Genomic DNA, 15,578 nt, shown 5'->3' on the forward strand with positions numbered 1-15,578 from the left:
GTGCAACCTGGCGGGTCGGGATCCGCCTTCGCCGCATGAAGTGACTTCCGGCAACTAGGCTTCCGTTACTCTTGCTGGTCACACTTCCCCGCATTCACCGTCTGGATACGCATGAACACGTCTGCCGACCTGCTGAAGGAACTCCGCATCGACCGCAAGGCGCCGCCGCCGGCCCCGCCGTCGCGCCGTGGCCTGTGGATCACGCTGGGCGTGATCGTCGCGCTGCTGGTGCTGGCTGCCGCAGGCTGGGCGGTGTTTGGGAGAGAGAAAGCCATCGAGGTGCAGACCGCCCCGGTCGCCGCGCTGGGCAATGGCAACGCCGCCGCCACGGTACTTGATGCTTCGGGCTACGTGGTCGCGCGCCGCATGGCCACCGTGTCGGCCAAGGTCACCGGCAAGGTGCAGGAAGTGCTGATCGAGGAAGGCATGCGGGTGGAGGCCGGCCAGGTGCTGGCGCGCCTGGAACCGATCGACGCCGATGCCGACCGTGCCCTGGCGCAGAGCCAGCTGCAGGCCGCGCGCAGCCAGACCGGTGGCGTGCAGGCGCAACTGGTGGAAGCCGAGGCGAATGCGCGCCGGCTTTCGTCACTGGCCGCGCAGCAACTGGTGTCGAAGGCGCAGTACGACCAGGCAGTGGCGCAACGCGACCTGCTGCGTGCCCAGGTGCTGACGGCGCAACGCAATGAACGCTCCGCCGCCGACCGCCTGAAGATCGCCGACATCGGCCTGGACAACACCGTCGTGCGCGCGCCGTTCGCCGGCGTGGTGATCGCCAAGGCCGCGCAGCCGGGCGAGATCGTCTCGCCGCTGTCCGCCGGCGGCGGCTTCACCCGCACCGGCATAGGCACCATCGTCGACATGGATTCGCTGGAAGTGGAAGTAGAGGTCAACGAATCCTTCATCGGCCGCGTGCAGCCGAAGATGCCCATCCAGGCCACGTTGAACGCCTACCCCGACTGGCAGATCCCGGGCGAAGTGATCGCCATCATTCCCACCGCCGACCGCAGCAAGGCGACGGTGAAGGTGCGCGTGGCGCTGAACGTGAAGGATCCGCGCGTCGTGCCGGACATGGGCGTGCGCGTGAGCTTTCTGGAATCGGCCAAACCGCAGGCCACGCAGGCGCCGAAGGGCGTGCGCGCACCGGCCGCCGCCGTGAGCGAGCGCGACGGCGCCCAGGTCGCCTTCGTGGTCGGCGACGACGATACGGTCGAACAGCGCACGCTGAAGGTCGGCGGCAAGCTCGGCGACGACGTCCAGGTGACCGACGGCCTGATCGCCGGCGAGACCGTCGTCATCGACGCCCCGGCCGAACTGAAGGACGGCGCCAAGGTGAAGCTGGCCGAGGAAGCCGAGTAAGGCCCCGCTGCAACGGCGCGCGTGAGGAAACCCACGCCGCGACGAATCACCGGGTAGTTGCTGGTTGCCTTTGCTCTTGCTCTGCCGGGGCCCCTGAGGTCCGGCAGGCACGGCAGGTCAAACCCCGCAGGGGCGGCGCACAGGACGTGCGCCGTTTCCGGATGACACAGGATGTGTCTTCCGGAAATTCCTGCCGGGACTGCGCACCCGTCGCTACGCGACGGGCGGACCGCCGGGGTGTGTTTCTTTTGCTTACTTTTCTTTGCACAAGCAAAGAAAAGTAAGGCCCCGCGGCAAGCGCACCAGAACGATAAGCCGCATCAGCCAAGCAGCAACCCACATCAACCACGTCCAGCCAACCACCGCCAACGTGTCGAAAGCCGCCTCCCCGCTTCGTCGCACGAAAGACCGCGCACCGTCCGTCGATCAGGTCAGAAGCCGCCCTCATCGTCCGCAACGATCACCGTCCTGCCCGCGCCACATCCCGAACCGCACCGAAGGAAACCACCCATGTCCTCCCTCGTCTCCCTCCGCAACCTCACCAAGACCTACCAGCGCGGCCCCGAAAAGGTGCAGGTGCTGCACGGCATCGACCTGGACATCCCGCACGGCGACTTCGTCGCCCTGATGGGCCCGTCCGGTTCCGGCAAGACCACGCTGCTCAACCTGATCGGCGGCCTGGATACGCCCACCGGCGGCGAGATCGAGATCGAAGGCCAGCGCATCGACCGGATGAACGATGGGCAGCTCGCGCACTGGCGCAGCTCGCATGTCGGGTTCGTGTTCCAGTTCTACAACCTGATGCCCACGCTGACCGCGCAGCGCAATGTCGAACTGCCGCTGCTGCTGACCAAGCTGGGCACGGCGCAGCGCAAGCGCAACGCAGAGATCGCGCTGCAACTGGTGGGCTTGGCAGACCGCAAGTCGCATCGCCCCAATGAACTCTCCGGCGGCCAGCAACAGCGCGTGGCCATCGCGCGCGCCATCGTCTCCGACCCCACGTTCCTGATCTGCGACGAGCCCACCGGCGACCTGGACCGTCATTCGGCCGAGGAAATCCTCAACCTGCTGCAGATGCTCAACAAGGAACACGGCAAGACCATCATCATGGTCACCCATGACCCGAAGGCCGCCGAGTACGCCACCCACACCATCCACCTGGACAAGGGCGAACTGGCCGATACACCGGCCGCGCACTGACGGAGGCGGTCATGAAATATTTCTCGCTGATATGGGCCGCGCTGTTCCGCAGCAAGACGCGCACCGCGCTGACGCTGCTGTCGGTGGTGGCGGCGTTCCTGCTGTTCGGGCTGCTGGACTCGGTGCGCGTGGCGTTCACGTCCGGCGGCGGCGTGGCCGGCGCGGATCGCCTGGTGGTGTCGTCGCGGCTGTCGCTGACGCAGATGCTGCCACTGAACCTGGAGCAGAAGATCGCGTCCACCCCCGGGGTCAAGAACGTGGCCTACGCCGCGTGGTTCGGCGGCATCTACAAGGACCCGCGGAATTTCTTCCCCAACTTCTCCGTCAGCGAAAACTACCTGTCGCTGTATCCGGAATACGTGGTGTCCGACGCGCAGATGAAGGCATGGCAGAACGACCGCACCGGCGCGATCGTCGGCGAATCACTGGCGAAGAAATTCGGCTGGAAGGTCGGCGACACCATTCCCCTGCAGGCCACCATCTTCCCGCAGAAGGATGGCAGCAACGCGTGGCCGCTGACGCTGCGTGGCACGTTCGTCGTCGCCGACGACAAGAAGAAGGGCGAGGAGAACCAGTTGTTGTTCCACTGGAAGTATTTCGACGAAGCCAACCAGTACGTCAACGGCCAGGTCGGCTGGTACATGGTCAAGCTGGACAACGTGGACCATGCCACACGGGTGGCGAAGGCGATCGATGCGATCTCGGAGAATTCCGACCGCGAGACCAAGTCGCAGACCGAGCAGGCGTTCAACCAGTCCTTCCTCAAGCAGTTCGCGGACATCGGCTTCATCGTTACCGCCATCATGGGCGCGGTGTTCTTCACCCTGCTGCTGCTGACCGGCAACACCATGGCGCAGGCCGTGCGTGACCGCGTGCCGGAACTGGCCATCCTGAAGACGCTGGGCTTCACCAATGGCAGCGTGCTGGCGCTGGTGCTGGCCGAGTCGGTGCTGCTGGTGGTGCTGGGCGGACTGATCGGCATGGGACTGGCGGCCATCATGGTGCCGGTGCTGGCGGCGCTGACAGGCGGAGCACTGCCGATCGGTTCCATTCCTGTCGAGACATGGGTGATGGGCCTGGCCCTGATGGTGGGCATCGGCCTGGTGGTGGGGGCGTTGCCTTCGCTGCGCGCGATGCGCCTGAAGATCGTCGATGCACTGGCCGGCCGCTGAGGAGAGAACGCGATGAAGAAGAATTTCTGGATCGGGAACCTGATCGCGGTGGTCTGCATCGTCCTGGGACTGGTGGCGTGGATCATGTTGCCTTGGCAGGGCGTGCTGGGCGTCGTCGTGCTGCTGGGCTTGTGGCTGGCCTTCACCCGCACCGGCCGCGTCGCACTGGCGGCGACCCGCATCGGCATCGCCAGCCTGCCGCAGCGCTGGGGCGCATCGTCGGTGATCATCGTGGGCATTGCCGGCGTGGTCGGCGTGCTGGTGGCGATGCTGGCGATGGGCGCGGGCTTCGAAGCCACGCTCAAGCAGACCGGCAACGAGACCACCGCCATCCTGCTGCGCGGCGGTTCACAGGCAGAGACCAATTCCGTCATCACCCGCGACCAGTCGCCGCTGATCGGCAGTCTGCCCGGCATCGCGAAGGATGCGCAGGGCCGTGCGGTGGTGTCGGGCGAGCTGTCGCAGGTGGTCAACCTGCCCACCGCCAGCACCGGTGAGGATGCCAACGCGCAGTTCCGCGGTGTCAGCGATGCGGCATGGACCATCCGACCGAACATCAGGATCATCGAGGGCCGCAAGTTCAACGTGGGCGTGCGCGAGATCGTGGTGGGTCAGGGCGCGAAAGGCCAGTATCGCGGGCTGGACGTAGGCAAGACCATCAAGCTGGGCAATCAGGACTGGACGGTGGTGGGCGTGTTCGCCGCAGGCGACGCCTTCGACTCGGAGCTGTGGACGGATATCGAGACGCTCTCGTCGGCGTACGACCGGCGTGCCTTCCAGTCCGTCACCGTGGGACTGGACGGCAAGGAGGGTTTCGCGAAGCTGAAAGCCGCCCTGGACGACGACCCGCGGCTGAAGCTGGACGTACAGACCACGCAGGACTATTACTCCAAGCAGACCCGGCAACTGACCACGATCATCACCTGGCTCAGCATCGTCATCGGCGCGATCATGGCGGTGGGTGCCGTGTTCGGCGCGTTGAACACGATGTACGCGGCGGTCGCCGGACGCGCACGCGAGATCGCCACCATGCGGGCGATCGGCTTCCGCGGACTGCCGGTGGTGATGGCGGTGATGCTGGAGACGATGCTGCTGGCCCTGCTGGGCGGCGTACTGGGCGGCCTGATCGCCTGGGCCATCTTCAATGGCTACAGCGTGGCGACGTTGGGGTCGAACTTCAGCCAGGTGGTATTCCAGTTCAAGGTCACGCCGGAACTGTTGTGGAGCGGCCTGAAGTGGGCGCTGGGCATCGGCCTGGTGGGCGGCCTGTTCCCCGCGTTGCGGGCAGCGCGCTTGCCGATCACGCAGGCGTTGCGGGCGATCTGACCCGGGGTCCCGAGGGTGCCGGCACGGCCGGCACCCTCACCGCGTCAGCGCATCGCCGGATCCAGCCATCCCTTCGCGATGGCTGCGACGATGTCATCCGGGGTATCGATGTCGTGCGCCAGGTCGGGCGCTTCGCAGGCGGCGACGTCCGCACCGGCCGCATTGAGCACGTCACGCAATCCGCGATCGCCGTCCAGTGCCCACGCCTGGCGCAGCATCGCGGGCGACACCAGCGCGGGAATGCCGATCCGGTCTCCGAAGCGCGTGGCCGCGGTTCCCGCAACGGAGTGCTGCGCGGCCGACTGCAACGCCTGCAGGTGACGCAGTTCAAGTGCCGGCTGATCGCAGGCCATCAGCAGCGTCGCGCCCTCATCCCGCGCCAACGCTTCAGCCGCGAGCCGCACGCTCCCGGCCATGCCCGCCTGCCACGCCGTGTTGACGAGGCACTCCACCGGCAGGTCGCCCAGGGCGGCGCGCACCTCCTTCGCATGCGCGCCGACGATCACCAGCACGCGGCTCGCACCGGACGCGAGCGCGAGACGCGCCGCACGGTGCACCAGCGCCTCGCCATCTCGCGTCAGCAGTTGTTTCGGCTGTCCCAGTCGCGTGCTGCCGCCCGCCGCCAGCACGACCGCCGCATGCGATCCGCTCACGCCGGCTCGCCGTGATGCCATGCCTGCAGTTGCGCCGCGATGCTCAGCACGATCGCCTCCGGACCCTGCCCGCCCAGCTTCAAGCCGATCGGCGAGCGCAGCCGCGGCGACAGCAGCGCATGCAGGTGCGCGGGAATCACCCGCAACAGATCCTCGCGCCGCCGCACCGGGCCCAGCAAACCGATGAAGGGAATCGCCGTCTCCGCCAGCGCCACCAGTGCTTCGCGATCGTGTTCGAAGTGGTGGTGCATCACCAGCGCGGCATCCGGCATGGGGTGCAGTGTTCGCAGCGCCTCGTCGGGCGACTGCATCCGCCACTCGTCCGCCACCTCATCCGCGGGTATCCAGCGCGCCCGCCGTTCCACCACGGTGACATGCCAGCCGAGTTGGCTCAGCCATGCCACCAGCATCCGTGTTTCCGGGCCGGCACCGAAGATCGCGACGCGCGATATGGGCGGCACCGTCACCTCGCCCAAGATCTCCGCCGTGACGGAGGCCGCGACAGGTAGCGTCCATGTCCGTTGCGTGCCGCCTGCACGCGCGGACACGCCGCCGTCGGCGGTGAGCCGCAACGACAACGCACCCGCGCCCTGCCACCACGCCTGCACCAGCTGCGACCAACCCGGCAGCCGGTCCAGCGGCAACAACACCAGACGCAGCCGCCCGCGGCACCCGACCGCCGAGCCCGCGAACAGGTCCTCGTCGTCGCGCGTGTCGATCTCCATCGCATCGAGATGGCCGCCGGCCACCGCATGCCGCGCGCGGCGCGCGATTTCCGGCTCCAGGCAACCGCCGCTCAACCAGCCGGTCTGCGTGTCATCGGAAGCGAACACGGCCATCGCCCCCAGCCGCACATAGGTCGAACCTTCGGTGGCGACGACGACGACCAGCGCGCTGCCGTCGCCTTCATCACTGGCGCGCGCGGACACTTCCAGCGGATGGCGATGGACCGACATGCGCACCACGATGGCGCAAGCACCCGGCAGAAGGCAACGGTCGGCAGTCCCTCGGGGGCATCGGGCAAGCATGGCGCAGGATCGTGCAAGCCGTGGCCTCCGGTTCCACTGGCACGCCACAGGGCCGCGGAGTATCGTCATCCGGTCCCACGCCGCCGCCAGGGAGACACCATGAAGTTGAACGTCAACGGTTCCGAGCGCGACATCGATGCGCCGGATGACATGCCGCTGTTGTGGGTCCTGCGCGACCTGATGGGATTGACGGGCACCAAGTTCGGTTGCGGCATCGCCCAGTGCGGTGCCTGCACCGTGCATGTCGATGGCTCGCCGCTCCGTGCCTGCATCACGCCCGCATCCGCTGTCGCCGGCAAGAAGATCACCACCATCGAAGGCCTGTCCGCCGATGGCTCGCATCCCGTGCAGAAGGCATGGGCGGAACTGGACGTGGTGCAGTGCGGTTACTGCCAGTCCGGCCAGATCATGTCGGCGGTGGCATTGCTCGCCGCGGTGCCCACGCCCACCGACAGCGACATCGACCACGCGCTGTCCGGCAACCTCTGCCGATGCGGCACGTACCAGCGCATCCGCGCCGCCGTGCACCGCGCGGCGGAACTGGGCAAGGCCTGATCCCACACCGCCACGGCAAGGCATGCCGTGGCTCCGATCCGATGTTCGACGGAGATCGTGCCCGTGAACCTTGAACTGAAATCCTCGCGCCGCGGCTTCCTGCGTTCCACCGCCCTGGTGGGCGGCGGACTGGTCGTCGCCATCGCCGTGCCCGGCGCCCGACGCTTCGCCTGGGCCCAGGAGGCGCAGGCAGCGTCGGCCGCTGCGTTCGCACCGAACGCATTCCTGCGCATCGCCGCCGACGATTCGATCACCGTGCTGCTCGCGCATGCCGAGATGGGCCAGGGCATCTGGACCACGCTGCCGATGCTGATCGCCGAAGAGCTGGATGCCGACTGGTCGAAGATCCGTGTCGAGCATGGCCCGGCCGACAAGGCCTACACCAGTCCGGTGTTCGGCATGCAGGGCACCGGCGGCTCGACGACGACGTGGTCCGAGTTCGACCGCTATCGCCAGGCCGGCGCCGTCGCCCGCACCCTGTTGCTGCAGGCCGCCGCCGCGCGCCTCAACGTGCCGGTGACCGAACTGCGCACCGAGAATGGCGCCGTGGTGTCCGGCAGTCAGCGCCTGCGCTACGGCGAACTCGCCGATGCGGCAGGCAAACTGGCACCGCCCGATCCCAAGACGCTGACATTGCGCGACCCGAAGGACTGGAAGCTGATCGGCAAGGCGACCAAGCGGCTGGACACGCCGGAGAAGATCACCGGCAAGGCCGTGTTCGGCATGGACATCCAGTTCGAAGGCCTGCTGACCGCCGTGGTGCTGCGATCACCGGTGTTCGGCGGCAAGGTCAAATCGTTCGATGCCACCGCCGCCCGCGCCGTGCCTGGCGTGCGCGACGTGGTGCAGGTGCCCAGCGGCGTGGCCGTGGTGGCGAACCACTTCTGGGCGGCGAAGCTGGGCCGCGACGCCTTGCAGGTCGTGTGGGAAGCCGGCGACGGCGCCAAGCTCGACAGCGCGACGCTGCGGCAGGAATTCTCCCAACTGGCGACCACCGACGGGCCGACCGCCGCGCGTGCCGGCGACGTCATCGCCACGCTGAGCAAGGCCGCGAAGACCGTCGACGCCGAGTACGCCGTGCCCTACCTCGCCCACGCAGCGATGGAACCGCTGAACTGTACCGTCAGGATCGCCGACGGCGAATGCGATATCTGGTGCGGCACGCAGTTCCCCACCCTGGACCAGAACAGCTCCGCGAAGATCCTCGGCATTCCCCCCGAGAAAGTCCGCATCCACACACCTTTCCTCGGCGGTGGTTTCGGTCGCCGCGCCACGCCCGATTCGGACGTGGTGTCCGAAGCCGTGCACGTGGCCAAGGCTGCGAAAGCGCCGGTCAAGACGGTGTGGACGCGCGAGGACGACACGCGAGGCGGTTACTACCGCTCGGCGTTCGTCGAGAAGATCAAGGTCGGCCTGGGCGAAGACGGCTTCCCGACGGCATGGCACCAGGTGATGGTGGGCCAGTCGATCATGGCCGGCACCTTCATGGAAGCGATGATGGTCAAGGACGGCATCGATGCCACCTCGACCGAAGGCGTCGCCAATTCGCCCTACGTGCTGGGCACGCCCGTGCACCGCGTCGACCTGCATTCGCCCAGGACCGGCATTCCCGTGTTGTGGTGGAGGTCGGTGGGGCACAGCGTCAACGGTTTCGTGATGGAAAGCGTCGTCGACGAACTGGCGCATGCGGCGGGCAAGGATCCGGTGGAGTACCGGCGCGCCCTGCTGAAAGACCATCCGCGCCATCTCGCCGCGCTGAACCTGGCCGCCGAGAAAGCGGGCTGGTCGACGCCCGCCACCCAGGGGCGCGGGCGCGGCATCGCCGTGCACGAGTCGTTCGGCAGCTACGTCGCGCAGGTCGCCGAGGTCTCCGTCGAGGACGGCCAGATCCGCGTGCACCGCGTGGTGTGCGCGATCGATTGCGGCGTAGCGGTCAATCCGTCCGCGGTGGAAGCGCAGATGGAGTCCGGCATCGTGTTCGGACTCGGCGCGACGCTGCATTCCGCGCTGACGCTGAAGGAGGGCCAGGTGCAGGAATCGAATTACCACGACTACCGCGTGCTGCGCATGCACGAGATGCCGAAGATCGAGGTCCACATCGTGCCGAGCACCGACCGGATGGGCGGCGTGGGCGAACCCGGGACGCCCCCGATCGCGCCGGCCGTGGCGAACGCGGTGTTCGCCCTGACCGGTCAGCGCCTGCGCGAGCTGCCCCTGCAGCTTCCCGTCGCATCCGCCACCCCCACGCCGACCGCCTGAGGAGACCGCCCATGCGCATCGCACTGATGGCCTTGACCGTGCTTCTGCTTACCGCCTGCGGCCCGCGCATCAGCGAGGAACAGAAGGCGCAGGCGCTCACCGCTTTCGCCACCGTCGAGAAGGTGTTCCAGCACCCCCGCTGCAGCAACTGCCACATTCCAGGCGACCAGCCGCTGCAGTTCGATGCGCAGACACCGCACGCGATGAACGTCGCGCGCGGACCCGACGGCAAGGGCGCCCCCGGCCTGCCCTGCTCCACCTGCCACGCCGAGCAGAACGCGCCGGCCAGCTACGGCCCGCACGCGCCGCCCGGCGCCCCGCACTGGCAGCTGCCGCCACCGGACCATAAGATGGCGTGGATCGGCCTGCCCGCCGACCAGCTGTGCGCGATGATCCAGGACAAGAAGCGCAACGGCGGCCGGGACTTCGCCGCGCTCACCAAGCACGTGGCGGAAGACAAGCTGGTGCTCTGGGGTTGGAACCCAGGCGGCGAACGCGCGCCGGTGCCGGTACCGCACGACCAGTTCGTTGCCGCATTCAAGACCTGGGCCGATGCGGGTGGACCCTGCCCCGCGCCGGCTACGCAAGGCTAGGACTCAGGCGCTCCGGCGCCCTCGTAGAGCCGAGCTTGCCCGGCTCACATCCTCGGTCCCACGAGCAGAGGTGCAAGCTCCGCGCTATGCCGCCGCCATGTCCCGGCGACGCGCGCGCCACAGGCCGTCGCTGGCGAAGATCAGCAGCCCCGTCCAGATGGACGCGAAGCCGATCGCACGCGCGATGCCGAATGCTTCCTGGAACACCAGCACGCCGATCAGGAACTGGATGCTCGGCGCGATGTACTGCAACAGACCGACCACCGACAACGGAATGCGCCGCACGCCATAGGCGAAACCGATCAGCGGCACCGCCGTCACCACGCCGCCGAACACCAGCAGCAGGTCGTTCTTCCAGCCATAGCCGCTGACGAAGCCACCGCCGTGGCCGAACTCGCCCCACACCACATACGCCAGCGCAGGCAGGAACAGGTACAGGCTCTCTACGCCCAGCCCGGCGACCGGATCCACCGCGACCAGCTTGCGCACCAGTCCGTACAGGCCGAACGAGAACGCCAGCCCCAGCGCGATCCACGGCGGCGAGCCCGCCTGCAGCGTCAGCCAGGCCACGCCGGCCAGGGCGAAACCCACCGCGACCCACTGCGCAGGCGTCAGGCGCTCGCGCAGCACCAGCACCCCAAGCACCACGTTGATCAGCGGATTGATGAAATAACCCAGGCTGGTTTCCACCACGTGGCCCGCGTTCACCGCCCAGATGTAGAGGCCCCAGTTGAAGGCGATCAGCAGGCTGCTGACACCCAGCCACGGCACGGCGCGCGGTTGCGCACGCACCTGCCTCCACCAGCCGCGTCCGTTCTTCAGCAACAACCAGCCGATCACCAGCACCGCGCTCCACACGATGCGGTGCGCGATGATCTGGAACGATGGCACCGCCTTGAGCAGATGCCAGTACAGCGGCACCACGCCCCAGATCAGGAAGGTGCCGGCGGTGATCGCCAGTCCTTTGCGGTCGATGGGTGCCGTACTCATTTCGCTTGCCGCGCGCGCGCCAGGGTGATGACCACCACGCCCGCCAGGATCACCACCATGGCGCCGATGTCATGCGTGGTGAACGTCTCGCCGGCGATGAAGGCGCCCAGCGCCACCGCGATCACCGGGTTGACGTAGGCATAGCTGCCCACCAGCACCGGACGCGCGTGATGCAGCAACCAGACGTACGCGGTGAACGCGATGATCGAGCCGAACACCGCCAGGTACGCGACCGCCAGCGCGCCGCTGAGCGTCCAGTCCGCCGTGTGGAAACGTTCGCCGTGCAGCAGCCCGGCGACCACCAGCATCACGCCCGCGGCCAGCATCTGTGCCGCGGCCGTCATGAACGGCGACGGCAGGTCGCGGCCGCGCGACCACACCGAGCCGTAGGCCCACGCGATCGGCGCGATCAGCAGCAACACCAGGCCGACCGGCGAACCCGTGAGCGAACTGCCTGCATTGAGCCACACCACGCCGGCGAAGCCGACGATGATGCCCAACCACTCGCCCTTCGTCGGATGCTGGCCACGCATGGCACCGAACAGCCCCATCCACAACGGCATCGACGCCACCGCGACGGCGGCCAGGCCGGACGACACGGTCTGTTCGGCCAGCACCACCATGCCGTTGCCCATCAACAGCAGCAACGCGCCCATCACCAGCAGATTCTTCCACTGCGCACGCGTGGGAGGCGCGACGCCGCGCCACAGCAGGAACAGGAACATCACCAGGCCGGCAACGACGAAACGGCTGCCGGATACCATCAGCAGCGGCGGAAAGCCGCCTTCCAGCGCGAAGCGGATACCCAGGTAGGTCGAGCCCCAGACCACATAGACGATGGCCAGGGCGGCAGCGACGGCTAACCCGCCACGCGCAGGCGCGGCGGCGGAAACGGATGAGGTCATGGGGGGAACCGTGGGGAGTGCGGTATGAGGCAATTCTAGGCCAGGCGCGGACCGAAGGCGTGGCGAAAATGTCCTCGTCCGATTGAAACCTTTCCGGCCCGGCTTGAATTGCGTTCAAGCCTGTTGTCGAACCGGTGGTCCCGGTTGTTGGAGCGACGTCAGTCGCGGCAAGCGCGGGACAGGCCCGATGCCCGACCGCAACACGGAGGCTCCCACGGCTGGACTTCCCGACCCCTCAAGCTCTCCGACCCGGGCGCGCATCGCGACTCGCGTCGCTCCCACAGTGCATGCCGGCTCAGCCACGCTCGCGCGCCAGCAACTGCTGCTTGCGCGGCAAGCCCCAGCGATAGCCACCGAGCGAACCATCGCCCCGGATCACGCGATGGCAGGGAACGACCACCGCGATGCGGTTGCGCGCGCATGCGCTGGCCACGGCGCGTGCCGAGCGCGGCGCGCCCAGCGATTCCGCCAGCCCGGCATAACTGACGGTCTCGCCCGCCGGAATCTTCATCAGCGCGTCCCACACGCGCTGCTGGAAGCCCGTACCCAGCAGGTCCACCGGCACCTCGGCGTCGCCACCCGCCAACCGTTCCGCCACCGCACGCAGACGCGGTGCGAGGAAGTCGTCGCGCCCCGCCTCGACACGTTCGAGCTGCGCCAGAGGAAACTCCTCCCGCAGCCGTCGTTCCAGTGCATCGTCGTCGCCACCCAGTTCCACCGCGCAGATACCGCGCTCGGTGGCGGCCACCAGCGTGCGGCCGAGCACGGTGTCGACGAGTGTCCAGCGGATCGCAACGCCACGGCCGCCTGCGCGGTAGATGGCCGGCGTCATGCCGAGTTTCGCCGCACCCTGCTCGTACAATCGCGATGGCGAACCATAGCCGGCGTCGTACAGCGCGGTGGTGACATCGCGCCCTTCGCGCAGGGCGCTCTTCAGCGTGCCCAGCTTCTTGCGGGCCAGATACTCGGCGGGACTCAGGCCAAAGCGCGCGCGAAAACGACGCTGCAAATGCGAAGCACTGAGGCCGGTGTGCGTGGCCAGATCCGACAGCGAGGGTTCACCCTCGTCGAGCAGGCGACGCGCCCGATCCAGCGGATCGGCAGCGATGGCGGTGGGAACGGGGAGTGATCGGCGCGACATGGTGTCCATGCGCCCAGACTACGGCGCGCGCGACGGCGGGACTATCCGGATCTTGCGCCCCGGCGCCGGGAGCGTCGGGCTTGCTCGACTCTCCCTGCAACCGCGGCAACGGCAGCGGAGCACGCTCCGCTCTACCTCACTCCGCCCAGCGACCCGGACCCGGCGAATCGGGCAGTACCTGCGCCGACAGTTTGCGGTCCTGGCCCAGGACGCTGATGGCATCGGAGAGGATGGCGGCGGATTCGCGCAGCAGCGGGTCCGGACGCTTGTCGGCCAGCTTCTCGCGTTGCGCATCCTTCACGATGTCGCGCTCGGAAGCACCCAGCCCGTCATCGGCCAGGTCCTCGGCCAGCGGATCCAATGCCAGGCCCAGCGCCTTGCGCTCGGCCTGCCGCTGCTTGCGCTGCGTTTCCTGGCGGTCACGCTCCGCGCGGCGTTCGGCTTCGTTGAGCGAAACATACTTCTTCGCCGCTTCGGCACGGAACTGCGCCACGTCTTCCGACCACCACTGGAACTCCTTGTCCTTGGCCGAACGCGCCGCGTGCAAGGCCTCCAGGCGGGGCAGCAACGGCGCGAAGTTGCCGTACTGCGTATGTGGCACGGCGGCGATGCGGGTCCACGGCAATGCGTTGTCGTAGGTGTTCTCGCCGTACTCGCTGGCGTCCACGCTGACCGGGAACGCGATGTCCGGTACCACGCCCTTGTGCTGGGTGCTGCCACCCGCCACGCGGAAGAACTGGGCGATGGTCAGCTTCACGGAACCGAAGCGCGGCGCTTCGTTGGCAGGCCAGCGGTCCAGGTCGACCATGTTCTGCACGGTGCCCTTGCCGAAGCTGGTTTCACCGATTACCAGGCCGCGGCCGTAATCCTGGATGGCACCGGCGAAGATCTCCGAAGCCGAGGCCGAACCGCGGTTGATCAGCACCGCCAGTGGACCTTCCCAGGCCACACCGGTCTTGCGGTCGCTGTTGACGGTCACGCGGCCACCGGACTCGCGCACCTGCACGACCGGACCCTTGTCGATGAACAGGCCGGTGAGTTCGACCGCCTCGTCCAGCGAGCCACCGCCGTTGTTGCGCAGATCCATGACGACGCCATCCACGCCCTGTTCCTTGAACTGCACCAGCAGCTTGGCGATGTCGCGGGTGGCGGAATTGAAGTCGTTCGGGTTGCGGCGACGGCCTTCGAAATCCTGGTAGAACGCCGGCAGCTTGATCACGCCGATGCGGCGCTCGGCCTCGCCCGCGCTGGCGGGCAGGGTGATGGTTTCCGCCTTCGCGGCCTGCTCTTCCAGCTTGACCTTCTGGCGCGTGATGGTGACCTGCGCATGCTTGCCATCGATGCCGGCCTCGACCGGGATGTATTCGATGCGGACCTGGGTGTCCTTCTTGCCGCGGATCTGGGCCACCACATCGTCGATGCGCCAGCCGATCACGTCGGTCAGCGGCCCGGACTTGCCCTGCCCGACGGCGACGATGCGGTCGCCCACCTTGAGCTTGCCGCTCAGGTCGGCCGGACCGCCCGGCACGATCTCGCGGACGGCGACCAGGTCGTCCTGCCGCTGCAGCACGGCGCCGATGCCTTCCAGCGAGAGCGACATCGACTGGTTGAAGTTCTCCGCCGTGCGCGGCGTGAAGTAATCCGTGTGCGGATCGATCGCACTGGTGTAGGCGTTGAGGAAGGTCTGGAAGACGTCCTCGGTCTTCAGTTCGTTGATGCTGCGCTGCAGGTTGGCGTAGCGCTTGTCCAGCGTCTTGCGGATGTCATCGGGCTTCTTGCCGGCCAGCTTCAGGCGCAGCCAGTCGTTCATCACCGACTTCTTCCAGATCGCATCCAGGGCCTTGCCATCGGCGGCCCACGGCGCATCCTCTCGATCGTACTCCCAGCGCTCGTCGCCGTTGAAGTCGAAGTCCTGCTTCAGCAGCGCGCGTGCGAACGCCACGCGCTGGCCGACCCGCTGCTTGTAGACGGTGAAGATCTCATAGGCCGGCGCAAGATCGCCGCTGCGGATCGCATCATCCATCTTGGTCCTGTAGGGCGAGAAGCGCTCCACGTCCGCAGCGGTGAAGAACTGCTTGCCGCCATCCAGGGCTTCGAAATAGCGCTTGAAGACATCCTGCGACAGCGTGTCGTCCAGCGGCCGCGGACGGTACGCATAGCGGCTGTCGGACAGCAGGCCGTAGACCAGCTTGGACGTGTTGGACTGGTCGGTGGTCGGTGCCACCGCGACCGCGCCGCCGTCGCCGCGCGCAAGCAGCGCAAGCGGGGTCGAGAGGGCCAGGGCCAACAGCAGGAGGGGGGCTTTCTTCAGTGTCATTGCGTACTCATGGCCGGGAGGCCCGTCAGGCTGGAACGGATTGCGGATTCGACACGCCGACAGTGCACAAAGTTGCGTGCGTT

Annotated in this window: 13 protein-coding genes; 7 read left to right on the forward strand and 6 right to left on the reverse strand. The window is 67.6% G+C overall.

The window, feature by feature from the left end:
- Nucleotides 1-111 precede the first annotated feature (111 nt).
- The 4 genes from OY559_RS17080 (at nucleotide 112) to OY559_RS17095 (ending at nucleotide 5,054) form a co-directional block, all read left to right on the forward strand.
- Nucleotides 112-1,356: an efflux RND transporter periplasmic adaptor subunit gene (locus tag OY559_RS17080; protein ID WP_277727463.1), complete on the forward strand. Its 1,245-nt coding sequence runs from the start codon at nucleotides 112-114 to the stop codon at nucleotides 1,354-1,356.
- A gap of 510 nt (nucleotides 1,357-1,866) precedes the next feature.
- On the forward strand, nucleotides 1,867-2,556 hold the full coding sequence (locus tag OY559_RS17085; RefSeq protein WP_277727465.1) for an ABC transporter ATP-binding protein: 690 nt from the start codon (nucleotides 1,867-1,869) through the stop codon (nucleotides 2,554-2,556).
- 11 nt (nucleotides 2,557-2,567) lie between these two features.
- Nucleotides 2,568-3,728 (forward strand): ABC transporter permease, encoded by a 1,161-nt coding sequence (locus tag OY559_RS17090; protein ID WP_277727467.1) that lies wholly within the window; start codon nucleotides 2,568-2,570, stop codon nucleotides 3,726-3,728.
- A gap of 12 nt (nucleotides 3,729-3,740) precedes the next feature.
- A complete protein-coding gene (locus OY559_RS17095) occupies nucleotides 3,741-5,054 on the forward strand; it encodes an ABC transporter permease (protein WP_277727469.1) in 1,314 nt (437 codons plus the stop codon).
- Between the two features lie 44 nt (nucleotides 5,055-5,098).
- Here the strand turns inward: OY559_RS17095 and OY559_RS17100 are convergent, their stop codons facing one another.
- Together OY559_RS17100 and OY559_RS17105 are read right to left on the reverse strand one after the other, a co-directional pair.
- On the reverse strand, nucleotides 5,099-5,707 hold the full coding sequence (locus OY559_RS17100; RefSeq protein WP_277727471.1) for a nucleotidyltransferase family protein: 609 nt from the start codon (nucleotides 5,705-5,707) through the stop codon (nucleotides 5,099-5,101).
- Nucleotides 5,704-6,663, reverse strand: a complete 960-nt coding sequence (locus tag OY559_RS17105; RefSeq protein ID WP_277727473.1) for an XdhC family protein — start codon at nucleotides 6,661-6,663, stop codon at nucleotides 5,704-5,706. Before OY559_RS17105 ends, OY559_RS17100 begins: the two co-directional genes overlap by 4 nt.
- Nucleotides 6,664-6,834: 171 nt before the next feature.
- Here OY559_RS17105 and OY559_RS17110 point away from each other — a divergent pair, with 171 nt between their 5' ends.
- The 3 genes from OY559_RS17110 to OY559_RS17120 all read left to right on the forward strand — a co-directional run bounded on the left by OY559_RS17110 (nucleotide 6,835) and on the right by OY559_RS17120 (nucleotide 10,142).
- The gene (locus OY559_RS17110; protein WP_277727475.1) at nucleotides 6,835-7,290 is read left to right on the forward strand and encodes a (2Fe-2S)-binding protein; all 456 of its coding nucleotides are present in this window, start codon (nucleotides 6,835-6,837) and stop codon (nucleotides 7,288-7,290) included.
- Nucleotides 7,291-7,353: 63 nt separating this feature from the next.
- Nucleotides 7,354-9,549 (forward strand): xanthine dehydrogenase family protein molybdopterin-binding subunit, encoded by a 2,196-nt coding sequence (locus tag OY559_RS17115; RefSeq protein WP_277727477.1) that lies wholly within the window; start codon nucleotides 7,354-7,356, stop codon nucleotides 9,547-9,549.
- An 11-nt stretch (nucleotides 9,550-9,560) separates the two neighbouring features.
- The gene (locus OY559_RS17120; protein WP_277727479.1) at nucleotides 9,561-10,142 is read left to right on the forward strand and encodes a hypothetical protein; all 582 of its coding nucleotides are present in this window, start codon (nucleotides 9,561-9,563) and stop codon (nucleotides 10,140-10,142) included.
- Nucleotides 10,143-10,226: 84 nt separating this feature from the next.
- Here the strand turns inward: OY559_RS17120 and rarD are convergent, their stop codons facing one another.
- The 4 genes from rarD to OY559_RS17140 all read right to left on the reverse strand — a co-directional run bounded on the left by rarD (nucleotide 10,227) and on the right by OY559_RS17140 (nucleotide 15,495).
- Nucleotides 10,227-11,132: an EamA family transporter RarD gene (gene rarD / locus OY559_RS17125; RefSeq protein ID WP_277727481.1), complete on the reverse strand. Its 906-nt coding sequence runs from the start codon at nucleotides 11,130-11,132 to the stop codon at nucleotides 10,227-10,229.
- The gene (yedA, locus tag OY559_RS17130; protein ID WP_277727483.1) at nucleotides 11,129-12,037 is read right to left on the reverse strand and encodes a drug/metabolite exporter YedA; all 909 of its coding nucleotides are present in this window, start codon (nucleotides 12,035-12,037) and stop codon (nucleotides 11,129-11,131) included. Before yedA ends, rarD begins: the two co-directional genes overlap by 4 nt.
- 295 nt (nucleotides 12,038-12,332) lie before the next feature.
- Nucleotides 12,333-13,187, reverse strand: coding sequence for a methylated-DNA--[protein]-cysteine S-methyltransferase (locus OY559_RS17135; RefSeq protein ID WP_277727485.1), 855 nt, complete (start codon nucleotides 13,185-13,187; stop codon nucleotides 12,333-12,335).
- Nucleotides 13,188-13,314: 127 nt separating this feature from the next.
- Nucleotides 13,315-15,495, reverse strand: a complete 2,181-nt coding sequence (locus tag OY559_RS17140; protein WP_277727487.1) for a carboxy terminal-processing peptidase — start codon at nucleotides 15,493-15,495, stop codon at nucleotides 13,315-13,317.
- Nucleotides 15,496-15,578: the final 83 nt, after the last annotated feature.

Origin of the sequence: Pseudoxanthomonas sp. SE1 (assembly GCF_029542205.1) — a bacterium.
In the GTDB taxonomy this organism is placed as follows: Bacteria; Pseudomonadota; Gammaproteobacteria; order Xanthomonadales; family Xanthomonadaceae; genus Pseudoxanthomonas_A.